This is a genomic window from Rubripirellula lacrimiformis (genome assembly GCF_007741535.1).
GTDB lineage: Bacteria > Planctomycetota > Planctomycetia > Pirellulales > Pirellulaceae > Rubripirellula > Rubripirellula lacrimiformis.
In genome coordinates, this window is record NZ_CP036525.1 from 8,252,448 (window position 1) to 8,273,463 (window position 21,016).

General features: G+C 59.4%; 16 protein-coding genes. 8 read left to right on the plus strand and 8 right to left on the minus strand.

The window, feature by feature from the left end:
- Positions 1 to 19 precede the first annotated feature (19 nt).
- Positions 20 to 181: a hypothetical protein gene (locus K227x_RS31000; RefSeq protein WP_218933627.1), complete on the minus strand. Its 162-nt coding sequence runs from the start codon at positions 179 to 181 to the stop codon at positions 20 to 22.
- 6 nt (positions 182 to 187) lie between these two features.
- Positions 188 to 2,821 (minus strand): BatA domain-containing protein, encoded by a 2,634-nt coding sequence (locus K227x_RS28905; protein WP_145176326.1) that lies wholly within the window; start codon positions 2,819 to 2,821, stop codon positions 188 to 190.
- Positions 2,822 to 2,980: 159 nt separating this feature from the next.
- On the opposite strand from K227x_RS28905, the gene K227x_RS28910 reads away from it, so the two are divergent.
- Positions 2,981 to 4,006 (plus strand): DNA cytosine methyltransferase, encoded by a 1,026-nt coding sequence (locus K227x_RS28910; RefSeq protein ID WP_145176330.1) that lies wholly within the window; start codon positions 2,981 to 2,983, stop codon positions 4,004 to 4,006.
- Between the two features lie 172 nt (positions 4,007 to 4,178).
- Here K227x_RS28910 and K227x_RS28915 read toward each other — a convergent pair whose 3' ends face one another.
- Positions 4,179 to 5,081, minus strand: coding sequence for a DUF58 domain-containing protein (locus K227x_RS28915; RefSeq protein ID WP_145176333.1), 903 nt, complete (start codon positions 5,079 to 5,081; stop codon positions 4,179 to 4,181).
- A gap of 86 nt (positions 5,082 to 5,167) precedes the next feature.
- On the minus strand, positions 5,168 to 6,163 hold the full coding sequence (locus K227x_RS28920) for an AAA family ATPase (protein ID WP_145178597.1): 996 nt from the start codon (positions 6,161 to 6,163) through the stop codon (positions 5,168 to 5,170).
- A gap of 127 nt (positions 6,164 to 6,290) precedes the next feature.
- Here K227x_RS28920 and K227x_RS28925 point away from each other — a divergent pair, with 127 nt between their 5' ends.
- The 3 genes from K227x_RS28925 to recJ all read left to right on the plus strand — a co-directional run bounded on the left by K227x_RS28925 (position 6,291) and on the right by recJ (position 11,069).
- Positions 6,291 to 8,753: a DUF4159 domain-containing protein gene (locus K227x_RS28925; RefSeq protein WP_246146365.1), complete on the plus strand. Its 2,463-nt coding sequence runs from the start codon at positions 6,291 to 6,293 to the stop codon at positions 8,751 to 8,753.
- Between the two features lie 173 nt (positions 8,754 to 8,926).
- A complete protein-coding gene (gene rpmG / locus K227x_RS28930) occupies positions 8,927 to 9,091 on the plus strand; it encodes a 50S ribosomal protein L33 (RefSeq protein ID WP_145176336.1) in 165 nt (54 codons plus the stop codon).
- 217 nt (positions 9,092 to 9,308) lie between these two features.
- Entirely contained in the window at positions 9,309 to 11,069 is a 1,761-nt protein-coding gene (recJ, locus tag K227x_RS28935; protein WP_145176338.1) for a single-stranded-DNA-specific exonuclease RecJ, read from the plus strand.
- Between the two features lie 819 nt (positions 11,070 to 11,888).
- Here the strand turns inward: recJ and pgi are convergent.
- Positions 11,889 to 13,535 carry a glucose-6-phosphate isomerase gene (gene pgi, locus K227x_RS28940; RefSeq protein ID WP_246146366.1) on the minus strand — a complete coding sequence of 549 codons (1,647 nt, stop codon included), beginning with the start codon at positions 13,533 to 13,535 and terminating at the stop codon, positions 11,889 to 11,891.
- A 473-nt stretch (positions 13,536 to 14,008) separates the two neighbouring features.
- On the opposite strand from pgi, the gene msrA reads away from it, so the two are divergent.
- Both msrA and K227x_RS28950 read left to right on the plus strand, forming a co-directional pair.
- On the plus strand, positions 14,009 to 14,665 hold the full coding sequence (gene msrA, locus K227x_RS28945; protein WP_145176341.1) for a peptide-methionine (S)-S-oxide reductase MsrA: 657 nt from the start codon (positions 14,009 to 14,011) through the stop codon (positions 14,663 to 14,665).
- 104 nt (positions 14,666 to 14,769) lie between these two features.
- Positions 14,770 to 15,507, plus strand: a complete 738-nt coding sequence (locus K227x_RS28950; protein ID WP_145176356.1) for an alpha/beta hydrolase — start codon at positions 14,770 to 14,772, stop codon at positions 15,505 to 15,507.
- An 81-nt stretch (positions 15,508 to 15,588) separates the two neighbouring features.
- Here the strand turns inward: K227x_RS28950 and K227x_RS28955 are convergent, their stop codons facing one another.
- The gene (locus tag K227x_RS28955) at positions 15,589 to 16,221 is read right to left on the minus strand and encodes a hypothetical protein (RefSeq protein ID WP_145176359.1); all 633 of its coding nucleotides are present in this window, start codon (positions 16,219 to 16,221) and stop codon (positions 15,589 to 15,591) included.
- Between the two features lie 173 nt (positions 16,222 to 16,394).
- Here K227x_RS28955 and K227x_RS28960 point away from each other — a divergent pair, with 173 nt between their 5' ends.
- On the plus strand, positions 16,395 to 17,015 hold the full coding sequence (locus tag K227x_RS28960; protein ID WP_145176362.1) for a DinB family protein: 621 nt from the start codon (positions 16,395 to 16,397) through the stop codon (positions 17,013 to 17,015).
- A 43-nt stretch (positions 17,016 to 17,058) separates the two neighbouring features.
- Here K227x_RS28960 and K227x_RS28965 read toward each other — a convergent pair whose 3' ends face one another.
- The gene (locus tag K227x_RS28965) at positions 17,059 to 18,309 is read right to left on the minus strand and encodes a DUF1559 domain-containing protein (protein ID WP_145176365.1); all 1,251 of its coding nucleotides are present in this window, start codon (positions 18,307 to 18,309) and stop codon (positions 17,059 to 17,061) included.
- A gap of 50 nt (positions 18,310 to 18,359) precedes the next feature.
- Entirely contained in the window at positions 18,360 to 18,902 is a 543-nt protein-coding gene (locus K227x_RS28970; RefSeq protein WP_145176368.1) for a hypothetical protein, read from the minus strand.
- 503 nt (positions 18,903 to 19,405) lie between these two features.
- Between K227x_RS28970 and K227x_RS28975 the strand changes: the two genes are divergently transcribed.
- Positions 19,406 to 20,929 (plus strand): HEAT repeat domain-containing protein, encoded by a 1,524-nt coding sequence (locus tag K227x_RS28975; RefSeq protein ID WP_246146367.1) that lies wholly within the window; start codon positions 19,406 to 19,408, stop codon positions 20,927 to 20,929.
- Positions 20,930 to 21,016 lie beyond the last annotated feature (87 nt).

Consider the following 21,016-nt stretch of genomic DNA (forward strand, 5'->3'; position numbering starts at 1 on the left):
AGGTCGACGTGCCGGTGGTCTACTTCAATCGGCTTGTCATCATCAATCCGATCGCATCCGCTGTGCGGAATGTTCCGGTGACGGCCACTTTGACGCCAAGCAGCGAAAACGGCCGTTTGGGTGCTTTGCATAAACGGGGACAAAGACGCTCTGTTTCTGCCCCCAATCGCGGTGTATTCATGTTTTCCTAGACGGCCGCAGGCTGTGATTTCCGAGATGACGTTCGGTAAAATCGGTTGCCCAGAACTTGTTCCAACAGAAAAACGATCAGTGCCAACAACATAGCAGGCGAATGCAACGACACTCGACTTGCCGATCGCTGGTCAGACATTTCAATTTCGTCTCGCGTGGTTGCCAATTGGTAACGATCGGCTCCCAATACCTGGTCCAGTCGATCCGCGTCGACACGGTCAAAGTTGAACGCATTATCGGGTAGATTCGCCGAAAACCCCAGCCCCGGGCTGCTGCCACGGACCCAATAGGTGCCTGCGACCGACACGTCGGCGACCACGACCGAATCCGCCGCTGCGGCTTTGTCCAACGGAACCGGCAACCGCCCATCCGGCGGAAATACCTGCAACCGGGTGGAACGAGTGGCAAGCGAGGCGTCCACCGCCGCCGGCCCCACATCGGTGGACCCAGGGCCACCCCCCGCATTAGTGCCCGCGATGGTGCCCGTGTTGGTGCCTAACGCGATGTTAGAGCTTTCCGCCGCGCCGGTTTCCGCGTCCGCATTGGCATCCGGCACCCGGACCGCATAGGGGCGACCCACCAACGTCATCGCACCGTTCTGGCTTCGCCCCGTCAGAAATTCGATCGATTGCCGGATCAACACAAACGCCGGCCAGGGATCGGTGCCGAACAATTCGTTCCACGAACGAGTCGATTTTGCGAGCGCCGGCACTGGCGTCGTCAGCACCAGAACACTCCCACCGGTTTCAGATCCAGCGGCTGGAAGCCCAGCCGGATCCGAATCCGCTGGCACGTCACCAGATTTTGGCGGGATCGCGACGCGGCGCCCAATCAGTGCGGGGTGATCGGTTCCGGCGTATCGCATCAACACGCGATCGCCAGGTGCAGGCGACACCTGCCAATACTGGTGAACCCAAAAATCGCTCCACGGCGTGTCTTCGGACACCGCTTCGGTGACGGGATGACGAGTCCGGCTAGCCTGCAAAAACGTCCCTTCGTCGGGCACTCGCCATCGAAGCACCAAGGGCGGCATGAACGTCGATTCCAAGGCCGTATCGCCCGCGGCCGGTCCCAACGAAACCAGCACACCGCCGCCACCGGCGACGTATTCAGCGATCGTCGGATCACTGAGCACCGCGATCGGCGGATCCAACAAGACGATCGCGTCGTAATCCGACAACCGCGCCACTCGCAGATCCCCATGCCCGATCCGTTCGACCTGGAACTCGGCGTTGGCATCATCGGCGATCGTCGCCGACACCGTGATCACCTTGGCAATCGCCGCCGCTTCGTCCGTATCATCACTGACCAACAACACCGATGCCGGTGGCAACACGGACACCGAAAAGTACCTTGCGTCGTCCAACGGCATCGAATCATTGCCGGTCAAACGAATACGACCATGATGCACACCTAGCGACAGCGACGGGATGGTCAGCAACAAATCGCTGGAACTACCCGGAATCAGTCGCACGCTGGTCCGATCCACACTGCGAGCCGCCGGGTAAACGACTTTGCCATCCCGAACCACCGGCAACGACGGAGCCCGCTCGAACAGTTCCAACTCTACCGTCACCGTGCGACCGCCACCGGATGATTCAACAGCCGCTTGGTCACCCGCGTCCGCTGGACCGACTTGGCCAATCGTTTGCTGGGATAGGGTCGCCGTGATCGGAACCGGCGTCCCCATCGGCGGCGTCGCATCAGCGATTCGCGGCATCGAAAGGTGCCGATTGGTCGCATCGATCGCGCCGACGTCATAAACCGTCACACCGATCGGCGGATCAGCGGCATACGTATCATCGGCCGCAACTTCCGACACACTATCGCCCCAAGTCGAAGTCGCCAGATCGGTAATGATCAAGATCTGGCGGTTGGTCAAGTCGCTGGTCCGCAGCAAACGGGCCGCTGCATCAACGCGCTGCGTGATCGGCTGAACCACCTGACGAACCGACGTTTGTTCAATCTTTGAAATCGCACCGCCAACGTCCAACGAAAACACCGCCGGTGCGGACGAACGGTCCAAGACCGCAACCCGACTGGTCGCGGGCAACCGCGAAACCATCCAAGCGGCAACCTCTTGCATCCGAGTGACCTGATCGCCTGACGAACGACCATCCCCTGTGGACCGCAGAGCAGAAGTCGGTGAATTGTCCAACACGATCGCAAGCGCCACTGGATCCGTCGTATCCAACGAAACCGCAGGCCCAGATGCATACGTGTAGGCTCCCCACACGCCTGCGAACAACAGGGCTGCGGCGGCCCCCGACACCAGACCGACCGAAACGTTGCGGGACTGACCTTTGCTGATCGCGATCGATGCCATCACCAACAACGCCAACCCAGCGGCCCCCACCAAACCGATCGTCAACCAGGTCAACGACAACGATTGATGGATCGCCGGACGCGCCAGCGCAAAGGCCAACGCAGCAACCGCCGCGATCCGCAGCGCCAACAACCACCATCGCCTGACTCGCATTCGGCTGCGATGCGAATCGACACGGCGGGTCAGAAACGCTACCGATGGAAACACGACCTTGCGAGGTTCGCGGCGCGCGATCAAATGCAACACGATCGGAATGATCGCGGCCAACGAGCCGAAGATAAGTGTTGCGTTTAGAAACGACAAAGCGGATTCGCAAAACGGATTGGAACGAGATCGATTGGCAACGTTACAGCGTCAGTTTGTCATTCTATCCGATTGTTGACGAATACCGAATCGACATCAGCGACTATATTGCCCCGGTGCATGCCCCCAACCTGGATTTAGAATCGGACAGAGATCGAGATGATGTGGGTGGAATTCTTCTGTGGCATCGGTGGAGTCGCCGAAGCGATGCGTCAATTGGCTTCCGATGGCGGGCGTGCCGATCTGAAAACCTACCACGCCATCGACATCGATCACGACTGTGGCCGCGTCTACCAGCACAACTTTGGGCTGGCGGTGGATTGCCGAACGATCGAATCGGTCCATTGGGACAACCTAGCCGACGCAGGCAAACTGACCAGCCACAGCAACACGGCAAAACATGGCAACCCAGGGGGCCTAGCCGGTCCGGGCAACCCGATCGACCAACAGGATGGACGGGACAGGAAACTCGAGACCGCCGGTGATCACGATCCTGTTCATTGGTGGCTTTCGCCGCCCTGCCAACCGTATTGCCGCCGCGGCACGGGCGATTACGTGAACGATCGTCGCTGCGATGCACTGCTGGCGCTGATCGCCTGGATGCGGGCTCAGCCCAAGCGGATCCCTGCAAAGATCGTGATCGAAAACGTTCCGCTATTCGCATCATCGTCACACGCAGACCAACTTCGCGATGCGCTGTGCATCAACGGCTATCGGATCACCGAGGCGACGCTATGCCCGACGCAGTTTGGGATCCCCAATCGCCGCCTGCGTTACTACATGATCGCGAATCAATCCCACCAGGTTTCGATCGATGTGCCCGCAGATGCTTCGCTGCGCTTCACGATTCCCGACATCTTGGATCCCATGCCGAACGTCGATTCAACGCGATGGATCTCGCCACAGATTGCAAACGATTACGCCGCCGCAATGGACGTGGTGGACGCCGATGATGCAGCGGCGACCAGTGCATGCTTTGCCAGCGGATATGGCAAATCGATGATCCGCAGCGGATCCTACGTTCGACACGGCGAACGGCTACGAAGGTTTTCGCCCACCGAAGTGTCACGATTGATGGGGTTCTCGGCACGGTTCCAATTCCCACCGGACCTATCGGATCGCAAACGTTGGAAGATGCTAGGCAACAGCCTATCGATCCCCGTCGTGAAATCGTTACTGCTGTAAATTAGGTTTCCAGCAAAGTAGGCCGGATCAAGCAGCGCAGCGACGCAGATCCGGCAATCACACACCCCAAACACCACCGAGCAATCCGATATACGGCGTTTCGCTTGGCCCGGCTTACGTTGCTTTTCCGTCGGCAGGTCGCACCAACCGGCTGGAAGCCTGCCCTACGTTCTTACAGGCGTTGTTGCCGTCCCAACAGGTACTCCGTCAACGCCTTGTCGAAGGGCATGCTGGTATCCAGCGGGACGTAGTCGACGTGCAACTTGTGGCAACCGGCACGGTAGGCTTCGCGGAATTCATCCAGCTGTTTCAGGTAGTCTTCGCGGAACCCGGTCGCGTCGACCGTCACCATGGCACCGCTTTCCGCGTCTTCGAATTGAACCGGTCCATCGTAGGGAAAATTCACTTCGGCTTCGTCCATGACATGGAACACGATCACATCGTTGCCACCGTGCCGCAGCCGGGCCAAGCCTGAAATCACATCTTCGGGCGAACCGGTTTCGGTGTCCGAGGGCAGCAGATCGGAAAACAGCATCACCAGCGAATGCTGTTTCAACATCGCTGCTAATTGAGTCAACGAGGCTGGCAGATCGGTCCGCCCGGTTGGCTTCAACCGCGTCAGCGCGGCCATCACATCCCCCAGGTGACCGCGACGGCTGCGGGCTGGTAACAACGCACGCATCTTTTCGTCGAACGAGATCAGACCGACGGGATCCTGCTGCATCGTCATCAGGTAGGTCAGCGACGCGGCCAGACAAGTGCAGTATTCGAACTTGGTCATCGAACCGCTCTCGGTAAAGCCCATCGACTTTGACAAGTCCATCACCAAGTACCCGGTCAGGTTCGTCTCGGCCTCGAAACGTTTGGTGTAATACTTGTCCGTCTTTGCATAGACCAACCAATCGATCAGCCGCGGATCATCGCCACGGTTGTACCGGCGGTGTTCGCTGAACTGAACCGAAAATCCCTGAAACGGACTGCTATGCAAACCTTGCAAGAACCCACGCACCACCATCCGGGCGCGAAGATCAAGTCGCTGGATCGACTGCAACGATTCCGGAGTCAGCAGAGACATGAAACCAGGGTGGTGGAGACGTGAAGTTTACGATGGAAGCAAGCCGAGCGATTCGCGAAGACCTGAATCCCCACGACGGCCACTGGTCACTTTTTCTTTGCCATCTTCTCGGGCTCCGGTGGCTGGATGTCTTCCAACAGCCGTGCGACGATCGCGTCGGTATCCATGCCTTCGGCCTGAGCCTGAAAGTTGGTGGCCATCCGATGGCGCAGCACTGGCACCGCGATGCGTTTGATGTCGTCCGGGTCAATGCTGAACCGACCGTCCATCGCGGCCAGCGCTTTGGCACCGGCGATCAAGTTTTGGCCTGCGCGTGGGCCGGCCCCCCAGTCCACCAATTCACGGATGTACTTGGGCGCCGTTTCGTCGGCCGGACGAGTCGCCCGCACCAACTTGGCGGCGTAGCGGATCACGTACGGATTGACCGCGACGCTGCCGACCAACTTTTGGACATTCAGGATCGCGCGTGCCGACAGCACTTTGTTGACCGTGGGCGAATCGCCACGACTGGTCGCCGTCAAAATCTGTTCTTCTTCGGCAGCCGACGGATAGCCCACTTTGATGTTGAACATGAACCGGTCCAACTGGGCTTCCGGCAACGGGTACGTCCCTTCCTGTTCGATCGGGTTCTGTGTGGCGATCGTAAAGAACGGCGGCGGCAGATCGTAGGTGTCGCGGCCAATGGTGACTTGGCGTTCCTGCATCGCTTCCAACAGGGCGGCCTGAGTCTTCGGCGGCGTCCGGTTGATTTCGTCCGCCAGCAAGATATTCGTAAAAATGGGGCCTTCGACAAAGCGAAAACTGCGACGGCCGTGTTCGTCTTCTTCTAGAACCTGGGTCCCGGTGATGTCCGAGGGCATCAAGTCCGGAGTAAACTGAATTCGCTTGAACGAAACGTCTAGGATATCGGCCAACGTGCTGACCATCAGCGTCTTGGCCAGACCGGGAACGCCTTCCAGCAGCACATGACCACGCGTAAAGATCGCGGCCAATAATTGTTCGATCACATCGCTTTGTCCGATGATGACCTTGGCAAGCTCTGATCGCATGGTCTGCTGGTGATCAGAAAACTCTCGCAACACGTCGCCCAGATTGCGAGCCGGTGCCGACGAACCGGCCGCGGATTGGCTGGAAGCGGCCGGTGGTGGATTCGGCGAATTGGAACCAGCCGGGTTAGGGCCAGGTGGTGGCACAGGAGGAGGACCGCTCATGATGATTAACGCACATTCCTTTGCTGAAACGCATCGGCTGGCCTTTGCACAGACACAACGGCCGGACTTCAGTCCACCAAATCTTAGACGCTGGAAGCCCGCCAAGGCGAGGCGTCTGACGCTGGCGTTGGTAGTTTGGGTAGTTGTCACGGCGTTCTGCAGCCACACCACCCGCTGCTGGGCGGCGGAGGTCGATGCGGCGACCGTCCAACGGGCCATCGATCGCGGCGTTGCCTATCTTCGCAAGACACAAAGCGAACGCGGCAATTGGGACGAATACAGCGGGTATTCGTGCGGCCAAACCGCACTGTGCACGTTGGCGCTGTTGAATTGCGGGATCCCCAAGGATGACCCCACTGTGGCCAAGGCGATGAAGTACCTGCGATCGTTCGAGCCGCAGGAAACGTATTCGGTGTCGCTGCAAACCATGGTTTACTGCCAATTGGGTGCCGCCGGTGACCTGCCTCGTATCCGCCGCAACGCTCAGTGGTTGGTCGACACCCAGTTCCGCGAGGGTGCTGGCCCCAGCGGGCTTGGCGCTTGGAACTATGGAACGCAGCGAGGCGGGCCTGGCGATCCGTCGAATTCGCAATTTGCGATCCTGGCGTTGGGTGCGGCCGAGGAACGGGGCATCCAAGTCGAACCCGTCGCATTCGAATTGGCGATGCGATATTGGACCAACCGACAGCGGCCGGGCGGATCCTGGGCCTACAACTCTCGCGACCCCTCGGGCAGCATGACCTGCGCGGGCGTGGCATCGATCATCATTTCCCGTGGCCGGCTGGGCGGGGGAACGTCTTCGATCGTGGGCAACCAAATCCGTTGCTGTGGTGGCGACGACGAACAAACCGATCCGGTCGAAGCGGGGCTGGATTGGCTGGGCCGCAACTTCACCACTTTGGTCAATCCGGGCGGCAACGGAATGACGCTTTATTACTACATCTACGCGCTCGAACGAGTCGGACGACTATCGGGGCGTCGTTTCATCGGCGGTCACGACTGGTACCGCGAAGGGGCCGAGCGACTGATCACGCTGCAGGACGACTTCCTGGGTTACTGGAAAGGCAACGGTGCGTTGGAACCCGAAGCGGTGGCAACGTCCTTTGCGCTGCTGTTCCTTAGCAAGGGAAAACGCCAGGTGGTCGTCGGCCGACTGCGATACCCCGATGCGCCGAACGTGGATTCGACGAATTCGGTGGGCTGGAAACAGCATCCCGACGGAATGCGGCAACTGGTCCGCCAAGTCGAACGTGACTGGGGACGCGACCTGACCTGGCAAACGATCGAAAGCGAATCGGCCAATCTTGCAGACCTGTTGCAGACGCCGGTCCTGGTGATCAGCGGCCGACAAGCGATCCGGTGGTCCGACAAGACATCCGAAACCCTTCGCCAATACACTCAACAGGGCGGCACGATCCTGTTCGAAGCCGATGGCGGGGACGGCTGCGGCGACGCATCCGGATTCGGACGCAGTGTCATGAAATTATGCGGCGATTGGTTCGACGGTGCCAAACTAGAACGATTGCCGCCCGACCATCCGGTATGGTTCGCCGAAAAGAAAGTCGACCCGACGGCGATCAGCAAGAACTTCTGGATGTACGGGGTCCAGGCTTGCTGTCGCACCAGCGTGTTCTTCTCGCCACAAAGTTTGTCGTGCCGATGGGAACTGGGGGACGTCCTGTTTCGCCGCAGCGAAATCGCACCGGCCGCAAAGGCCCAGATCACCGCGGCGGTCGGCATCGGCGAAAACGTGATCGCGTACGCGACCGGGCGCGAATTGAAGGACAAATTGGAAAGCCGATTCGTGATCAACGATGGCAGCGACATCGACGCATCGCGAGGTTCGATCCACATGGCGACCTTGGACCTGGACGCGGGTGGCCAAGAAGCTCGCCGCGCCGTCCCGCATGCCGCCGCACTGGTCAAATCGCGCGTGCCGCTACGGATTCTAGCCGCGGACCAACCGATCGGATTTGACGCCCAATCGCTTGCCGACGTGCAGTTCCTGTGGATTCACGGCCGCACGGACTTCGCCTTCGACGACGCCCAACGCCAGGTGCTGGCCGACTTTGTTCGCGACGACGGCATCATTTTGGGGTCATCGGTGTGCGGCGGAGAAGCTTTTACGGAAGCATTTCGGCGGGAGATGAAAAAAATATTCCCAGCCTCTCCGCTGGAAACCGTCCCCCCCGACCATCCGCTGTGGCGGGCCAGTGGCGGGTTCGACCTATCCAGCGTCACCATCCGCACGCCGGGGGACGGGGGCAGGGGACTGGCCAAACGAACTGGTCGGCCATTGATGGAAATGGTCACGATTGACGATATCGCGGGCGTATTCTTCTCGCCGCTGGACATCAGCTGTGCCCTGGAAAGCCCCAATTCGGTCCAGTGCCCGGGTTACAGCACCGAGGACGCCGCCAAGATCGTGGCCAATCTGCTGCTGTTCGGGCTGCAACAGTGAACGCCCCCCCCCCCACCAGGACTGCAATTCACAGGGTAAAAAGTGCCTGACAAGCAAACTGGGCAAGAATCCGGCGGGAAGTACCTTGCCCAAAACCGCCTTCTCCTGCCATAATCCCGGGCCACTCATCAAAAAACCACCCAAATATTCACCTGTAGACCAAGATCTGATCGATGTCCAAGAGCAAGAAGAAAGCGGAAACGATCTTCCTCGTTTGCGAAGAAACCGGCGATTACAACTACTCGCTGAAACGCAAACCAGGCGGCGAAAAGCTGCGTTTGAAGAAGTACAGCGCCCGTTTGCGTAAGCACACCTGGCACAACGAAAAGAAGAAGTAGTCTGCTTTCGAAGGCTCGTATCCTGGCCTAACAGCCGGTCGATTCGCCCCGAAACGGAACCTTTTGTCACGGGATTCACAAGAATCCCCATCTGGAAAGGACTTCTGGCGAAGTCCACGACGTTCCCCACGCGCGCCCACACTCGCCGGATCGTCCATCCACAGACCGCCTGCGCTGCGGGCGTGAAATTCAACTGCCCGCCAGTACGGAGTCACGGATGCAGCGGAAATGGCGGATCATTCCACACGATTCCTCCCGTGTCGAAATGTTGATGCGAGAGGCTCGAGTCCCCGCCGTCGTGGCGCAGGTGCTGGTCAGCCGGGGCGTCTACACCGCCGCCGACGCGTCTCAGTTTCTGGATACGAAACTGAAGGCACTGCGAGAACCGCTGCTGCTGCCGGGCGTCCCCGAGGCGACCAAGATCCTGGTCGCGGCGATTCGTGCGAAGACCCCGATCGTGATCTACGGCGACTATGACTGCGACGGCATGACCGGCGCAGCGATCCTGGTCAACGGTTTCCGGTTGCTCGGCGGCGACGTCAGCTATCACGTTCCCAATCGCCTGGAAGACGGTTACGGGCTGAACGAGAACGCGATTCGCAAACTGGCCAAACACGGCAAGAAAGTCATCGTGTCGGTCGACTGTGGGATCACGTCGGTCAGCCACGCCAAGCTGTGCAAAGAACTAGGAATCACGCTGGTCATCACCGACCACCACACCATTGGCGACGAATTGCCCGATGCGGATGCGATCGTCCACCCACGTTTGCCCGGGACCGCCTACCCATTCGGTGAACTGTGCGGTGCCGGCGTGGCGTTCAAATTGGCATGGGCGATGTGCCAAGACATGTGTGGATCCAAGAAGGTGACCGAACCGCTGCGACGCTACCTGATGCAGTCGTTGGCCTTGGCCGGGATCGGCACGATTGCCGACGTCGTGCCGCTGTTGGACGAGAATCGGATCCTGGTCGAACACGGCCTAAAGATGCTGCAGGCGGAACCACTGCCGGGTCTGGCCGAACTGATGAAGATCCTGAAACTGGACGAAGCCACCAGCCTGGATACGGATTCGATCGCGTTCGCGATCGCACCGCGACTCAACGCGGCCGGCCGATTGGGCCAGGCCCAACTAGCCGTCGAACTGTTGACGACACCGGCGGGCGACCGAGCCAAAGCGCTGGCCGAATACATCCACGAACTGAACAACAGCCGCGACACGCTGCAGCGCAGCGTTTACCTGGCTGCCCAAAAACAAGCGAAGAACGATTTCAATATCGAAGAGGATGCGGCGCTGGTCCTAGCCGGCGTGGGTTGGCACCAAGGTGTGATCGGTGTCGTCGCTGGTCGTCTGGCCGAAAAATACGCCAAGCCGGTCCTGGTGATCTCGCAGGACGCGGCTGGGAAAGTCGATGCCGTCGGATCCGGGCGGGTCGGTGGCACCAACATCAACCTGTACGAAGCCCTGGCCGAATGCAGCGAACGATTGGTTCGATTCGGAGGCCACAAAGCGGCCGCCGGATTGACGATCGACGAACGGCAACTCGATGCGTTTCGCGGCGACTTCTGCGAAGCGGTCGCTCGCCAATGGGCCGAAAACGACGTGGTCCCCGAGATCGTGATCGACGCCGAAGCGCCGCTGGGACAACTGAACCTAGAATCCATCAAACAGATCGAAATGCTGGCACCGTTCGGCGCCGGCAATCCGCGTCCGATCCTATGCTGCCGGGACGTGCGTCTGGACACCCCAGCGACCCTGATGGGCAAGACCAAGGCCCACCTGACGGTGAACCTGCGGCAGGGCAACAAAGTGATTCGCGCCGTTGCCTTCGGTTGCAGTGAATGGTGCGACGAGCTGAACACGACCGATGGCCCAATCGAAATCGCCTACCGTCCGGTGATCAACGAGTTCCGCGGTTTTCGCAAAGTCGAAATCCACCTGGTGGACTGGCAACCAACCAAGAAGCCAGCCACCGTCTAATCACCGCTATCCGCTGGATGGTGAAACGATTGAACCCGCCAAACGCATCGCCCCCTATCGTTGGACCGCGCGCCCAGCGGGCCGCGCGTTGCCAACGCACAAACGCACGGGGCGTTGCCCACGTGGTGAAACGATTGAACCCGCCAAACGCATCGCCCCCTATCGTTGGACCGCGCGCCCAGCGGGCCGCGCGTTGCCAACACACAAACGCACGGGACGATGCCCACGCGGTGAATCGATTGAACCCGCCAAACGCATCGCCCCCTATCGTTGGACCGCGCGCCCAGCGGGCCGCGCGTTGCCAACGTACAAACGCACGGGGCGATGCCCACGTGGTGAAACGATTGAACCCGCCAAGCACATCATCCCCTATCGTTTAACCGCGTGCCCAGCGGGCCGCGCGTTGCCAACACACAAACGCACGGGACGATGCCCACGCGGTGAAACGATTGAACCCGCCAAGCGCATCGCCCCCTATCGTTTAACCGCGTGCCCAGCGGGCCGCGCGTTGCCAACGCACAAACGCACGGGGCGATGCCCACGCGGTTAAACGATTGAACCCGCCAAGCGCATCATCCCCCTATCGTTTAACCGCGTGCCCAGCGGGCCGCGCGTTGCCAACGCACAAACGCACGGGGCGATGCCCACGTGGTTAAACGAAAAATCGGGCCGCGCGTTGCCAACGCACAAACGCACGGGGCGATGCCCACGTGGTGAAACGAAAAATCGGGCCGCGCGTTGCCAACGCACAAACGCACGGGGCGTTGCCCACGCGGTGAAACGAAGCGTTGGGCGGTCGAGTGACTTGAACCGCGCGTGCTAGCGCATCGATCGGTACCTGCGGATCAACGCGTTGGTGGAACTATCGTGGTCCAATTCGGACGCCGATTTCGGATCCAGTTCGGGGATGATGTTCTTGGCCAAAACCTTGCCCAGTTCGACGCCCCATTGGTCGAACGCGTCGATGTTCCAAACGACGCTTTGCACGAACACGATGTGCTCGTACAACGCGACCAATTTGCCCAACATCGTTGGCGACATCTGATCGGCCAAGATCGTGTTGGATGGGCGATTGCCTTGGAACACACGGTGCGGCACCAACCAATCCTGCGTGCCTTCGGCTTTGACTTCGTCGGCTGTCTTGCCGAACGCCAAGGCTTCGCTTTGAGCCAACACGTTGGCGATCAAGATGTCTTGGTGATCGCCGATCGGGTTCAGGGACTTTCCAAACGCGATGAAGTCACATGGAATCAACCGCGTGCCTTGGTGAATCAATTGATAGAACGAATGCTGACCGTTGGTTCCCGGTTCGCCCCAATAGATCATCCCGGTCGCATAATCAACCTGGCCGCCGTCGGTCGTGACGTACTTGCCGTTGCTTTCCATCGTCAGCTGTTGCAGGTAGGCCGGGAACCGTTTCAGGTACTGTTCGTACGGCAGCACCGCGGTCGTCTCGCAACCGAAAAAGTTCGAATACCAGATCGACAACATGCCCATCAACACGGGCAGGTTCTGATCCAGCGGGGCATTGCGAAAGTGTTGGTCCATTTCATGGAACCCGTCCAACATCTCGCGAAAACCTTGCGGCCCGATTGCCAACATCGTCGACAGTCCGATCGCCGATTCCATGGAATAGCGTCCGCCGACCCAGTCCCAGAATTCGAACATGTTGTCGGTGTCGATACCGAACTCTGCCACCTTTTCAGCGTTGGTCGAGAGGGCCACGAAGTGCTTGGGGATCGCCGTCTGGTCACCGCCCAACCCATCGACCAACCATTGCCGCGCGGTCGCCGCGTTGGTCATCGTTTCGATGGTCGTGAAGGTTTTCGAAGCGACGATGAACAGAGTTTCGGACGGGTCCAGATCAACGGTGGCTTCGGCAAAGTCGGTGGCGTCCACGTTGCTGATGAAGCGAAAGGTCAACTGTCGGTCACTGAAATGCCGCAGCGATTCGTAGGCCATCACCGGCCCCAGATCCGAACCACCGATCCCCACATTGACGATGTTACGAATCCGTTTGCCAGTGTGACCTTTCCATTGGCCGCTGCGAACGCGATCGCAAAAAGCGGACATCTTGTCCAACACCGCATGGACTTCGGGGATCACGTCGACACCGTCGACCAGGACCGATTTGCCCTTGGGCGTACGCAGCGCCGTGTGCAGCACCGACCGTCCTTCGGTCAGGTTGATTTTTTCGCCGGTGAACATCGCTTCGATGCGGTCCGACAGGTTGGCGGACTTGGCCAGATCGACCAACAGCCCCATTGTTTCTGCGGTCGCACGGTTCTTGGAATAGTCGAGGTACAACCCCACGGCATCCAACGTCATCGCTTCGCCGCGTGCCGGATCATCGGCGAACATTTCACGCAAATGCACGTTCTTGATCGCGTCGTAGTGTTGGGCCAGCGATTTCCAGGGGGGGCTCGAAGTCAGCGGCGACGTCATCGAAGGTTCCTTTTCGTGCATTCGGTTGGCTCGTTTCCCCATTGGCGGATCCACCGATGGTTCGAGCATTTCAAACGCCAGGATACCGCCATGACGGTCGAGGCTCCATAACGGTGCAGGTTCCCCGCACGGGCACGACCGTTGGCGCAGGCCCAGCGTGGACCGACACCGGGCCCCGAAAGCGACTGGACTGCGCGGGGCCACTGCGGACCTGAACGAGGCAGCGTCCGCTCGCGATGGGTTGCCGTCAAACCGTTTTTTGCCGGCTAACTACAATGGGATCATCACCGACGGTGCCTGATCTCCACCGACCTCGTTCCATTGCACGCCGTACGGCGACGCGTGAAGCATTCATTCCTCACATTTTGGGCGGTTTTTCGTTGCGAAACTCGCCAATATTTTCGGCCTTGGATTTTGGATCACCGAGAGTCTTGGCGACGTCCGCTACGAAATGCTCCACCGCGTTTGCTTCAACGGCCAGAAAGGTTCCGACCATGAAATTGTCTTCGCTGACCTCCCGAACCCAGTTTCTGGTCCCTGTCGCGATGGTTTCTGTCTTGCTGTGGGCATCTGCGACGCAGGCCGCCGAGGAAAACAGTGACGACCGAAATGCCAAACCGTCGACCGCAATCGCGACGTTTGCCGGCGGTTGCTTTTGGTGCATGGAACCGCCGTTTGACAAGATGACGGGGGTTTTGTCGACGACATCAGGCTATACCGGTGGACGCACCCCCAACCCGACTTACGAAGCCGTCAAAACAGGCCGAACCGGGCATATCGAATCGATGCAAATCGTCTACGACCCATCGAAGGTCAGCTACGAACAACTGCTAGGGCTGTATTGGCACAACGTTGACCCGATCAAAGCCAACGGCCAATTCTGTGACGAGGGCGGCCAATACCGGACGGCGATTTTCTATCACGATGACGAACAGAAACAGGCAGCCGAAGCGTCCAAGAAGGCCACTGCCAAAACACTCAGGGCTCGCGTTCGTACCGAGATCATCGAAGCCACCAAGTTCTATCCGGCCGAAGATTACCACCAGGATTACTACACCAAGAATCCGACCAAGTACAAATTCTATCGTTGGACCTGCGGGCGTGATGCGCGGCTGGACGCGTTATGGGGTGACAAAGCGAGGAAGCCGTGATCAACTTGGCGGAACACCGTATGGATGTCTGACTGCACTGACGCCAGATCGACATTTTGTCCCATGCACCCTGCCCGAACACGCTATCCGCAGATCCCTTTGAAATGCCCCAAGCCGAACGCACTCATATCGAACCGCTAGACTGTATCGTGGTCGACGGCGGACCCGACCCCAAAATTGCAGTCATCATTTGCCACGGCTATGGCGCGTCATACGACGACCTAGCACCGTTAGCGGGCGAATGGATATCGATGTTGGGTGATGCGGCCGGCGCCTTTCGATTTGTGTTCCCCGATGCCCCGCATTCATTAGCCGATTTGGGCATGCCGGGCGGGCGAGCGTGGTGGCCGATCAACATGACAGGTTTGGCCGCAGCGGTCCAAGCCAAGCGTTTCGACGAACTGCACGATCAAACGCCTCCCGGCATCGACGACGCTCGCACGGCACTGTGCCAAGTCATCGCGAACGTCAAATCCAGCATGGATGGCGACAACACACCAATCGTGATGGGCGGCTTTTCCCAGGGTGCGATGCTGACCATGGACGCAGCGGTCCGCGGCGATGTGCTGCCGCCCGCGGCGATGTTCCTGTTTTCTGGAACGCTGGTTTGCCAACCCCAATGGAAAGCTGGGCTGCCTCGCTTGAAGCACTGCCAGGTGTTTCAATCGCACGGACAGATTGACCCGATCCTGCCATTCACGAGCGCCGAATCGCTGCGGGATTTGATCACCGACGCCGATGTACCGATCAAATTCCACCCGTTCATGGGTCCCCACACGATCGATGGCGACTCGGTCGCCATCACCGCAACGATGCTAGGCGACCTGGCTGCGGATCAGTAGCCCGCGACCTACGCACCGTCGGTGCCCACAACCGGCGCTGGCGCCATCGACCTGGACAGCGACGCGGATCGATCCCATGGATCAGGCTTCTGGGTCCGCCACGACGGATCCTTGTTTCCCACTGGATCCGGCGCCAAATAACAACCGCCCAAAATCGATTTCGTGGACGGTCAGCGGTCTTAGGGTTTGGGGAATGCCGTCGGCGGTGACGCTGGCCAAGTGATCCTGGTAGGCGTTGACCGACGCGTTGAAGGTCGACTGGGATTCCTGGATGTTGTTGCCCGCGTCGCGCAGCCCACTTAAACAGGCAACCACACACGGTTTTTCCGACACCGCAGGGTTGGAAACGACCGTCGCGATCAACCGGTTCATGGGACTGATGAACCGATCCTGGTCGGCCGCGACTTGGCAATACAGCGAAGCGGGCGCTGATTCCACGGCTAGCGATCGCACGCTGTGTGCTGCGGTTTCATTCAGCGTTCTCAGCTGATCCCGATCCGACTGGTCGCCGACACCGACCGGCAGGGAATCCAGCAGGTGGGTGACGATCAGATGGCGATCGAGCAACTGCTTCTGAAGCACCTGCCAATGTTGGCAGGTTTGTCGTTCCAATTCGACCAACCCACGCCGGCGTTTTCTGACGCCACCAATCACCACCGCGGCCACGATGGCGGCGGTACAGATTCCTAGAATGCAAAATACAACAGTATCCAAGCCTTGCTCCTGGCGTCCCCAATTGACGCAAACATCAGGGCGCTGGTGGTCCGTCCCCCCTTCGCCCCCGCTTGCCCAAAAGCTTACTAAGATTGACTCCGTTGAATACTGATATTTATCGCCGCGTCCGCTGCGGCGCATCATGCACGCATAAACGAGCCAGAAAGTCATCAATGAACAACATTGCCAGTCGACGGCCGCAACCGGAAGAGTTCGCAGAAACGCTGTCGGCATCGGTTTACCAGCGAGATCAGGTCGAAAAAGTCGACGGTGAATGCGCGCTGGCGGTACTAAGGGGCCAACTGCACTGGATCTGCGAATTGACGGGGCACCTCAGCACCGGCCAGATCGATCGGATCCACGCACCGTATTCGTGGACGATCCGCCAGGTCCTGGCCCACTGTTTGGATGCCGAACGGGTGTTTGGATATCGCATGATGCGAATTGCCGCCGGCGACTCGACTCCGCTGCCCGGATGGGACGAAAACGCCTACGCCGACAGCCGGTTTGGGCTGGGTAATTTCACCAACCTGACCAGCGAACTGGTAGCACTGCGACAGTCCAACCTGTGGCTGCTGCAGCGGATTGTGCCCCAAGCATGGGATCGGTCCGCCGAAGTTTCGGGGAACCGGATGACGGTTCGAGCGATCGCTTGGTTGACCGCTGGACACCTGCAGCACCACTTCCAGATCATCGAAGAACGATGTGAAACGAAAGTTGCACGAACACCGCCGCCGATGATGCCCCCACAGGAACCGGCAAAGGCATCGACCGAAACGCCGATGTCATCCTGAGAGTCGGCGATCGGGTCGATCGAGTTTAGTGGGTTGTTGCAGCCTAGAAATCTTGGCTGACGACTTCACCCGAAGCACGCGTGCCCAGGCTGCCCCACAGCCCGTAGGGGCTGGCACTTCCAACCGCCGCCCCACCGGTGCCACCGGACCAAACATTGCCGATATGGATGTCGCCGGCATCGATCGAATCGGTGATGAAGGAGACTGCGCCATCGGATAGCAAGATGTGGGCGCCGCCTTGGTGATAGCTGCTGATCGTTGCCACACCGGGGACATAAACCCCGTCGCCAGGATCGCCACCGAGACAGAGTTCGCGGTTGGGCGGCAAGATCGTGTTGAATTCGCTGAACACCGTACCAGCGGAAGCCCAACGAAACCCACGACCTTGATCAGCCGCAGCCAAGGTCGGCACGGTCCCACCACCGGTTCCGTCGGCCCAAAATCTTGGACGCAGCGGGCTGACCAGTCCGTCATGAAAACAGAAGTCGGGTTCGTCACGAATTTCGTCCGTATCGTTCTCGATCGCCGCGATCGTGCGGTTGTTTCGGTCGCCCAGGTCGGTCGCGATTTCGCCGCACATGACGGTGTTGGACAGGCCATCCAAGATGTCGCGGAATCGCATATCACGGTGCGCGACAAACACACCCCGGCATCCGGCCTGGGCACGCTGGGCAACCGAGGATGGCGTCGGACGAACCAGGACCCCATTGTTGATCTGGATAGGGCCCGAATCCATCATGTCAATCGAATCGCCCAGGCAGGCGGCATAGTTGGTGCGTCCCATCGATGGTTCGCCGACACCCGGATCGCTAGGACATCGAAGCGTTGGAATTTCGGTATTCCAAGGCACGTATTGATCGACGTAGGGCGCCGCGCCCATCGACGGAAACGGCGGCGATTGGGTTCCGCCATCGACACGCGACTGGTTGGGATTGGAGATTTGTTCCCACAGGGCTTGCTGTTCCATGAACGGAGTCAGCCCGACCAGGAACGACAACTGCATGCGGTTGTTCATGTCGGTTGGCGTGTTTCCGTCGGACCAAGTGCCACCGTATTGGCGCGGCAATTGGTTGTAGGCCGAATGGTAGTTGTGCAGTGCCAAGCCAAGCTGCTTGAAATTGTTGCTACAGCTCATCCGACGCGCCGCTTCGCGAGCCGCCTGAACCGCTGGCAACAGCAGACCGACCAGCACACCGATGATGGCGATCACCACCAACAATTCGACCAACGTAAAACCGCGACGACGAGATGCTGCGAGCGCGCAGCGAGACTGACTGTTTTGAAAATGATGCATTGAATTGGATCCAACCAAAGACTGAAAGATGAAAGAGCGAAACAGAATCGTTACGCCATCTTTGGTGGACCTCGCGAAGAATCGGCACCGCAAAGCGGGCTTAGATACAGCGATCGCTGAGTGAACGCGGGGCAGGGCAGCGGCGGTGCAAGCCGAGTCGTGACATCGTCGTGGACAACGACGATCGACACCATCGTCTGGGCCACGCAAACGACACACAATCCGCTGTGGCAATGATCGCTGATTCCACGCGAGCCGATGTGGCCCGATTGCCCATCGAGGTGCTTGTCGCCACAACCCGCTGGATTGGCGGATGGATTGGCCGAATCGGCGAGCCGATCACAGCCACGATGGCCAGCAACATCCGATGGCGAACCATCGTCGGCTGACGAACCGTCACCTGCGATCGAATCGCTGGCGAGCGAATCGTGCGCGTGTTCGTGGTCGTGCGAAGCGTCACTGGAGTGGTGGTGCCCACCACAAAGAACCACGCCCTGGCTCGCCACCACGTTGTGCGCATGGAAGTGCGAAGCGGGCAGAAGCCAGCCGCCAACCAAGTACGCCAAGAGGGTGAAACGTGTAATCCAGACCATCAGAAATCGGATCAAGCGGGGACGGATCGTGTCGAAAAAGTGACTTTCCAACCCGGACAGTACCGAAAGTCAGCAAATTCGACTAGACAATTTTCGCAGATTTTGCTCCCCACCTGTACGCACGTTTCCGCATCATGGTTCGAACGGTTCTGCATCATGGTTCAAACGGTTCCGGGGGGGGCGGAAGAATAAACGGCCCAAATTAGGCCAACTTGCCAGCGAATTGCCAGGACTTTCGGCCCACGCAACGACGCCGAAAGTCTTGGCGACTTGCGCTACGGGTCAGGGACTCGGCCGATTCGCTGAACGCCTTGGTGACTTACGCTACGGGGCAGGGATTGGCGGATTCGGCGGCCCTCCGTGCTGGAGCCGGGGGGGGCTTCTAGCGAGGTCCACGACGCCACAGCCGGAACCGAATTGCCCCGCGACTTGGGCGCGAGCACAAATCATGGGATAACAATGCCATCGACTTCACTTTTGTCCCCCGCGATGGCTGTATTGACGTGTTTGAAGACTCTCTTGATCAACTCCTAGGCGACCAAGCCGATCCGGTCGCCGCCGGTTGGCGACTGCGTGAACTTGCCGAAGCCGCCAACGGGCACGCCCCCGCGTTGATCCAGGAATTGGTTCAGCGGACCGCTGATTTGGGGACATCCGACGCTGCGATCGCTGGTGGTTTACTGCGAGTGGTCCACACGACGATTTTGCAGGCTGGCGCCGAAGAAGTCGCCAAACTGGACATCGACACGATCCAGAAACTGGAAACGTCGCTGCCCGCCGGCACCCCCAATCGCTACCTGCTGCTGCATCTATTGGCGATGATCCGCAGCCCACAAGCGTTGGACCGTTTGGTTTCGATCCTGCAGGTGGCGCCACCGGAGAAGTGGATCGAGGCGGCCCAGGTCCTCAGCCCACTGATGCAACACGACGATTGGCCCGTCGAAGCGGTCTATCCCGCCATCCTGGACGCGCTGCAACATCCATCGCTGGCATCGCCCCTATTGGACCTAGCCAACTACCTCTATCGCAATGGCCGGTCACCGGTGCACCCGGCCGCCGACCGATTGGCAACCCTGAACGTGTTGCTGGGGGAAATCAGCGGACGATTGGCACAGTTCGAAGAAAACCCACGCAGCTTCGGCGACGATGTCGACACGGTCCAAGCCAAACTTGGCGAAGCGGTCGCGCTAGCGGTATCGTTGTGCGACACCGTCGGCATGCTGGGCGACGAAACATCGATCGGAAAGCTGAACCAAACGGTTGAACTGAAACACCGACGCGTGCAATGCGAGGCCGCAGGAGCCTTGGCCCGGCTGGGCGACGAAGCCGGTCAAAAGCGTTTGATCGAACTGGCCGGCGAACCATCGGCTCGGCTGCGGGCGATCCATTACTGCGATGAACTGGGCATCGGCGACGAAATCGAAGAACGCTATCGCAGCGACGAAGCCAAAGCCGAAGCCGAGATCGCGCTGTACCTTAGTCAGCCAACCCAAATGGGCGTCCCACCGACATCGGTGGAAGTGGTCGATTCCAAGCGGATGCTGTGGCCCAGTTTCAACGACCCCGTTGACGTTTTTCTGGTGCGTTTCGAATACAACTTTGGCGAACGCATTTACAGCAACGTCGGCGTCACCGGACCAGTCACATTCACCATGTCGACCGACGTGGCCGACTTTTCGATGGCCGACATCTATGCGATCTACGCTGGGTGGCACGCGGAACACGACGACATATTCGCCGTCGCCGCCGAACATCTTAACGACGGCCAAATCCGCGTGATGAACGCGCTGCAGAAACACCTCGAACACCTGGGCTATGAATCCATCAGCCCGTCCTTGCTAGGACTGTTCTTGGATGAAAAGGCGGGGATCTTTACGGCGACGCGTGAAAGCAAACCCTGCGTCGTCGTCACCGATGGCTTGGAAACCATCGACCATCCCACCGGTGGTCGCATCCGCCCGATCACCCCGGCGGACCTGTTCCACCTGTACAAGGGCCGAAAGATGCTGCGAACGTTCAATCCCTAGACCCCTGCCGGTGGATCGCTCGTGGATTCGTCCAAGCGATTGGCCAGCGGAATCATTGACTGGCATCCTGCCCCGCCCGGGTCAGGT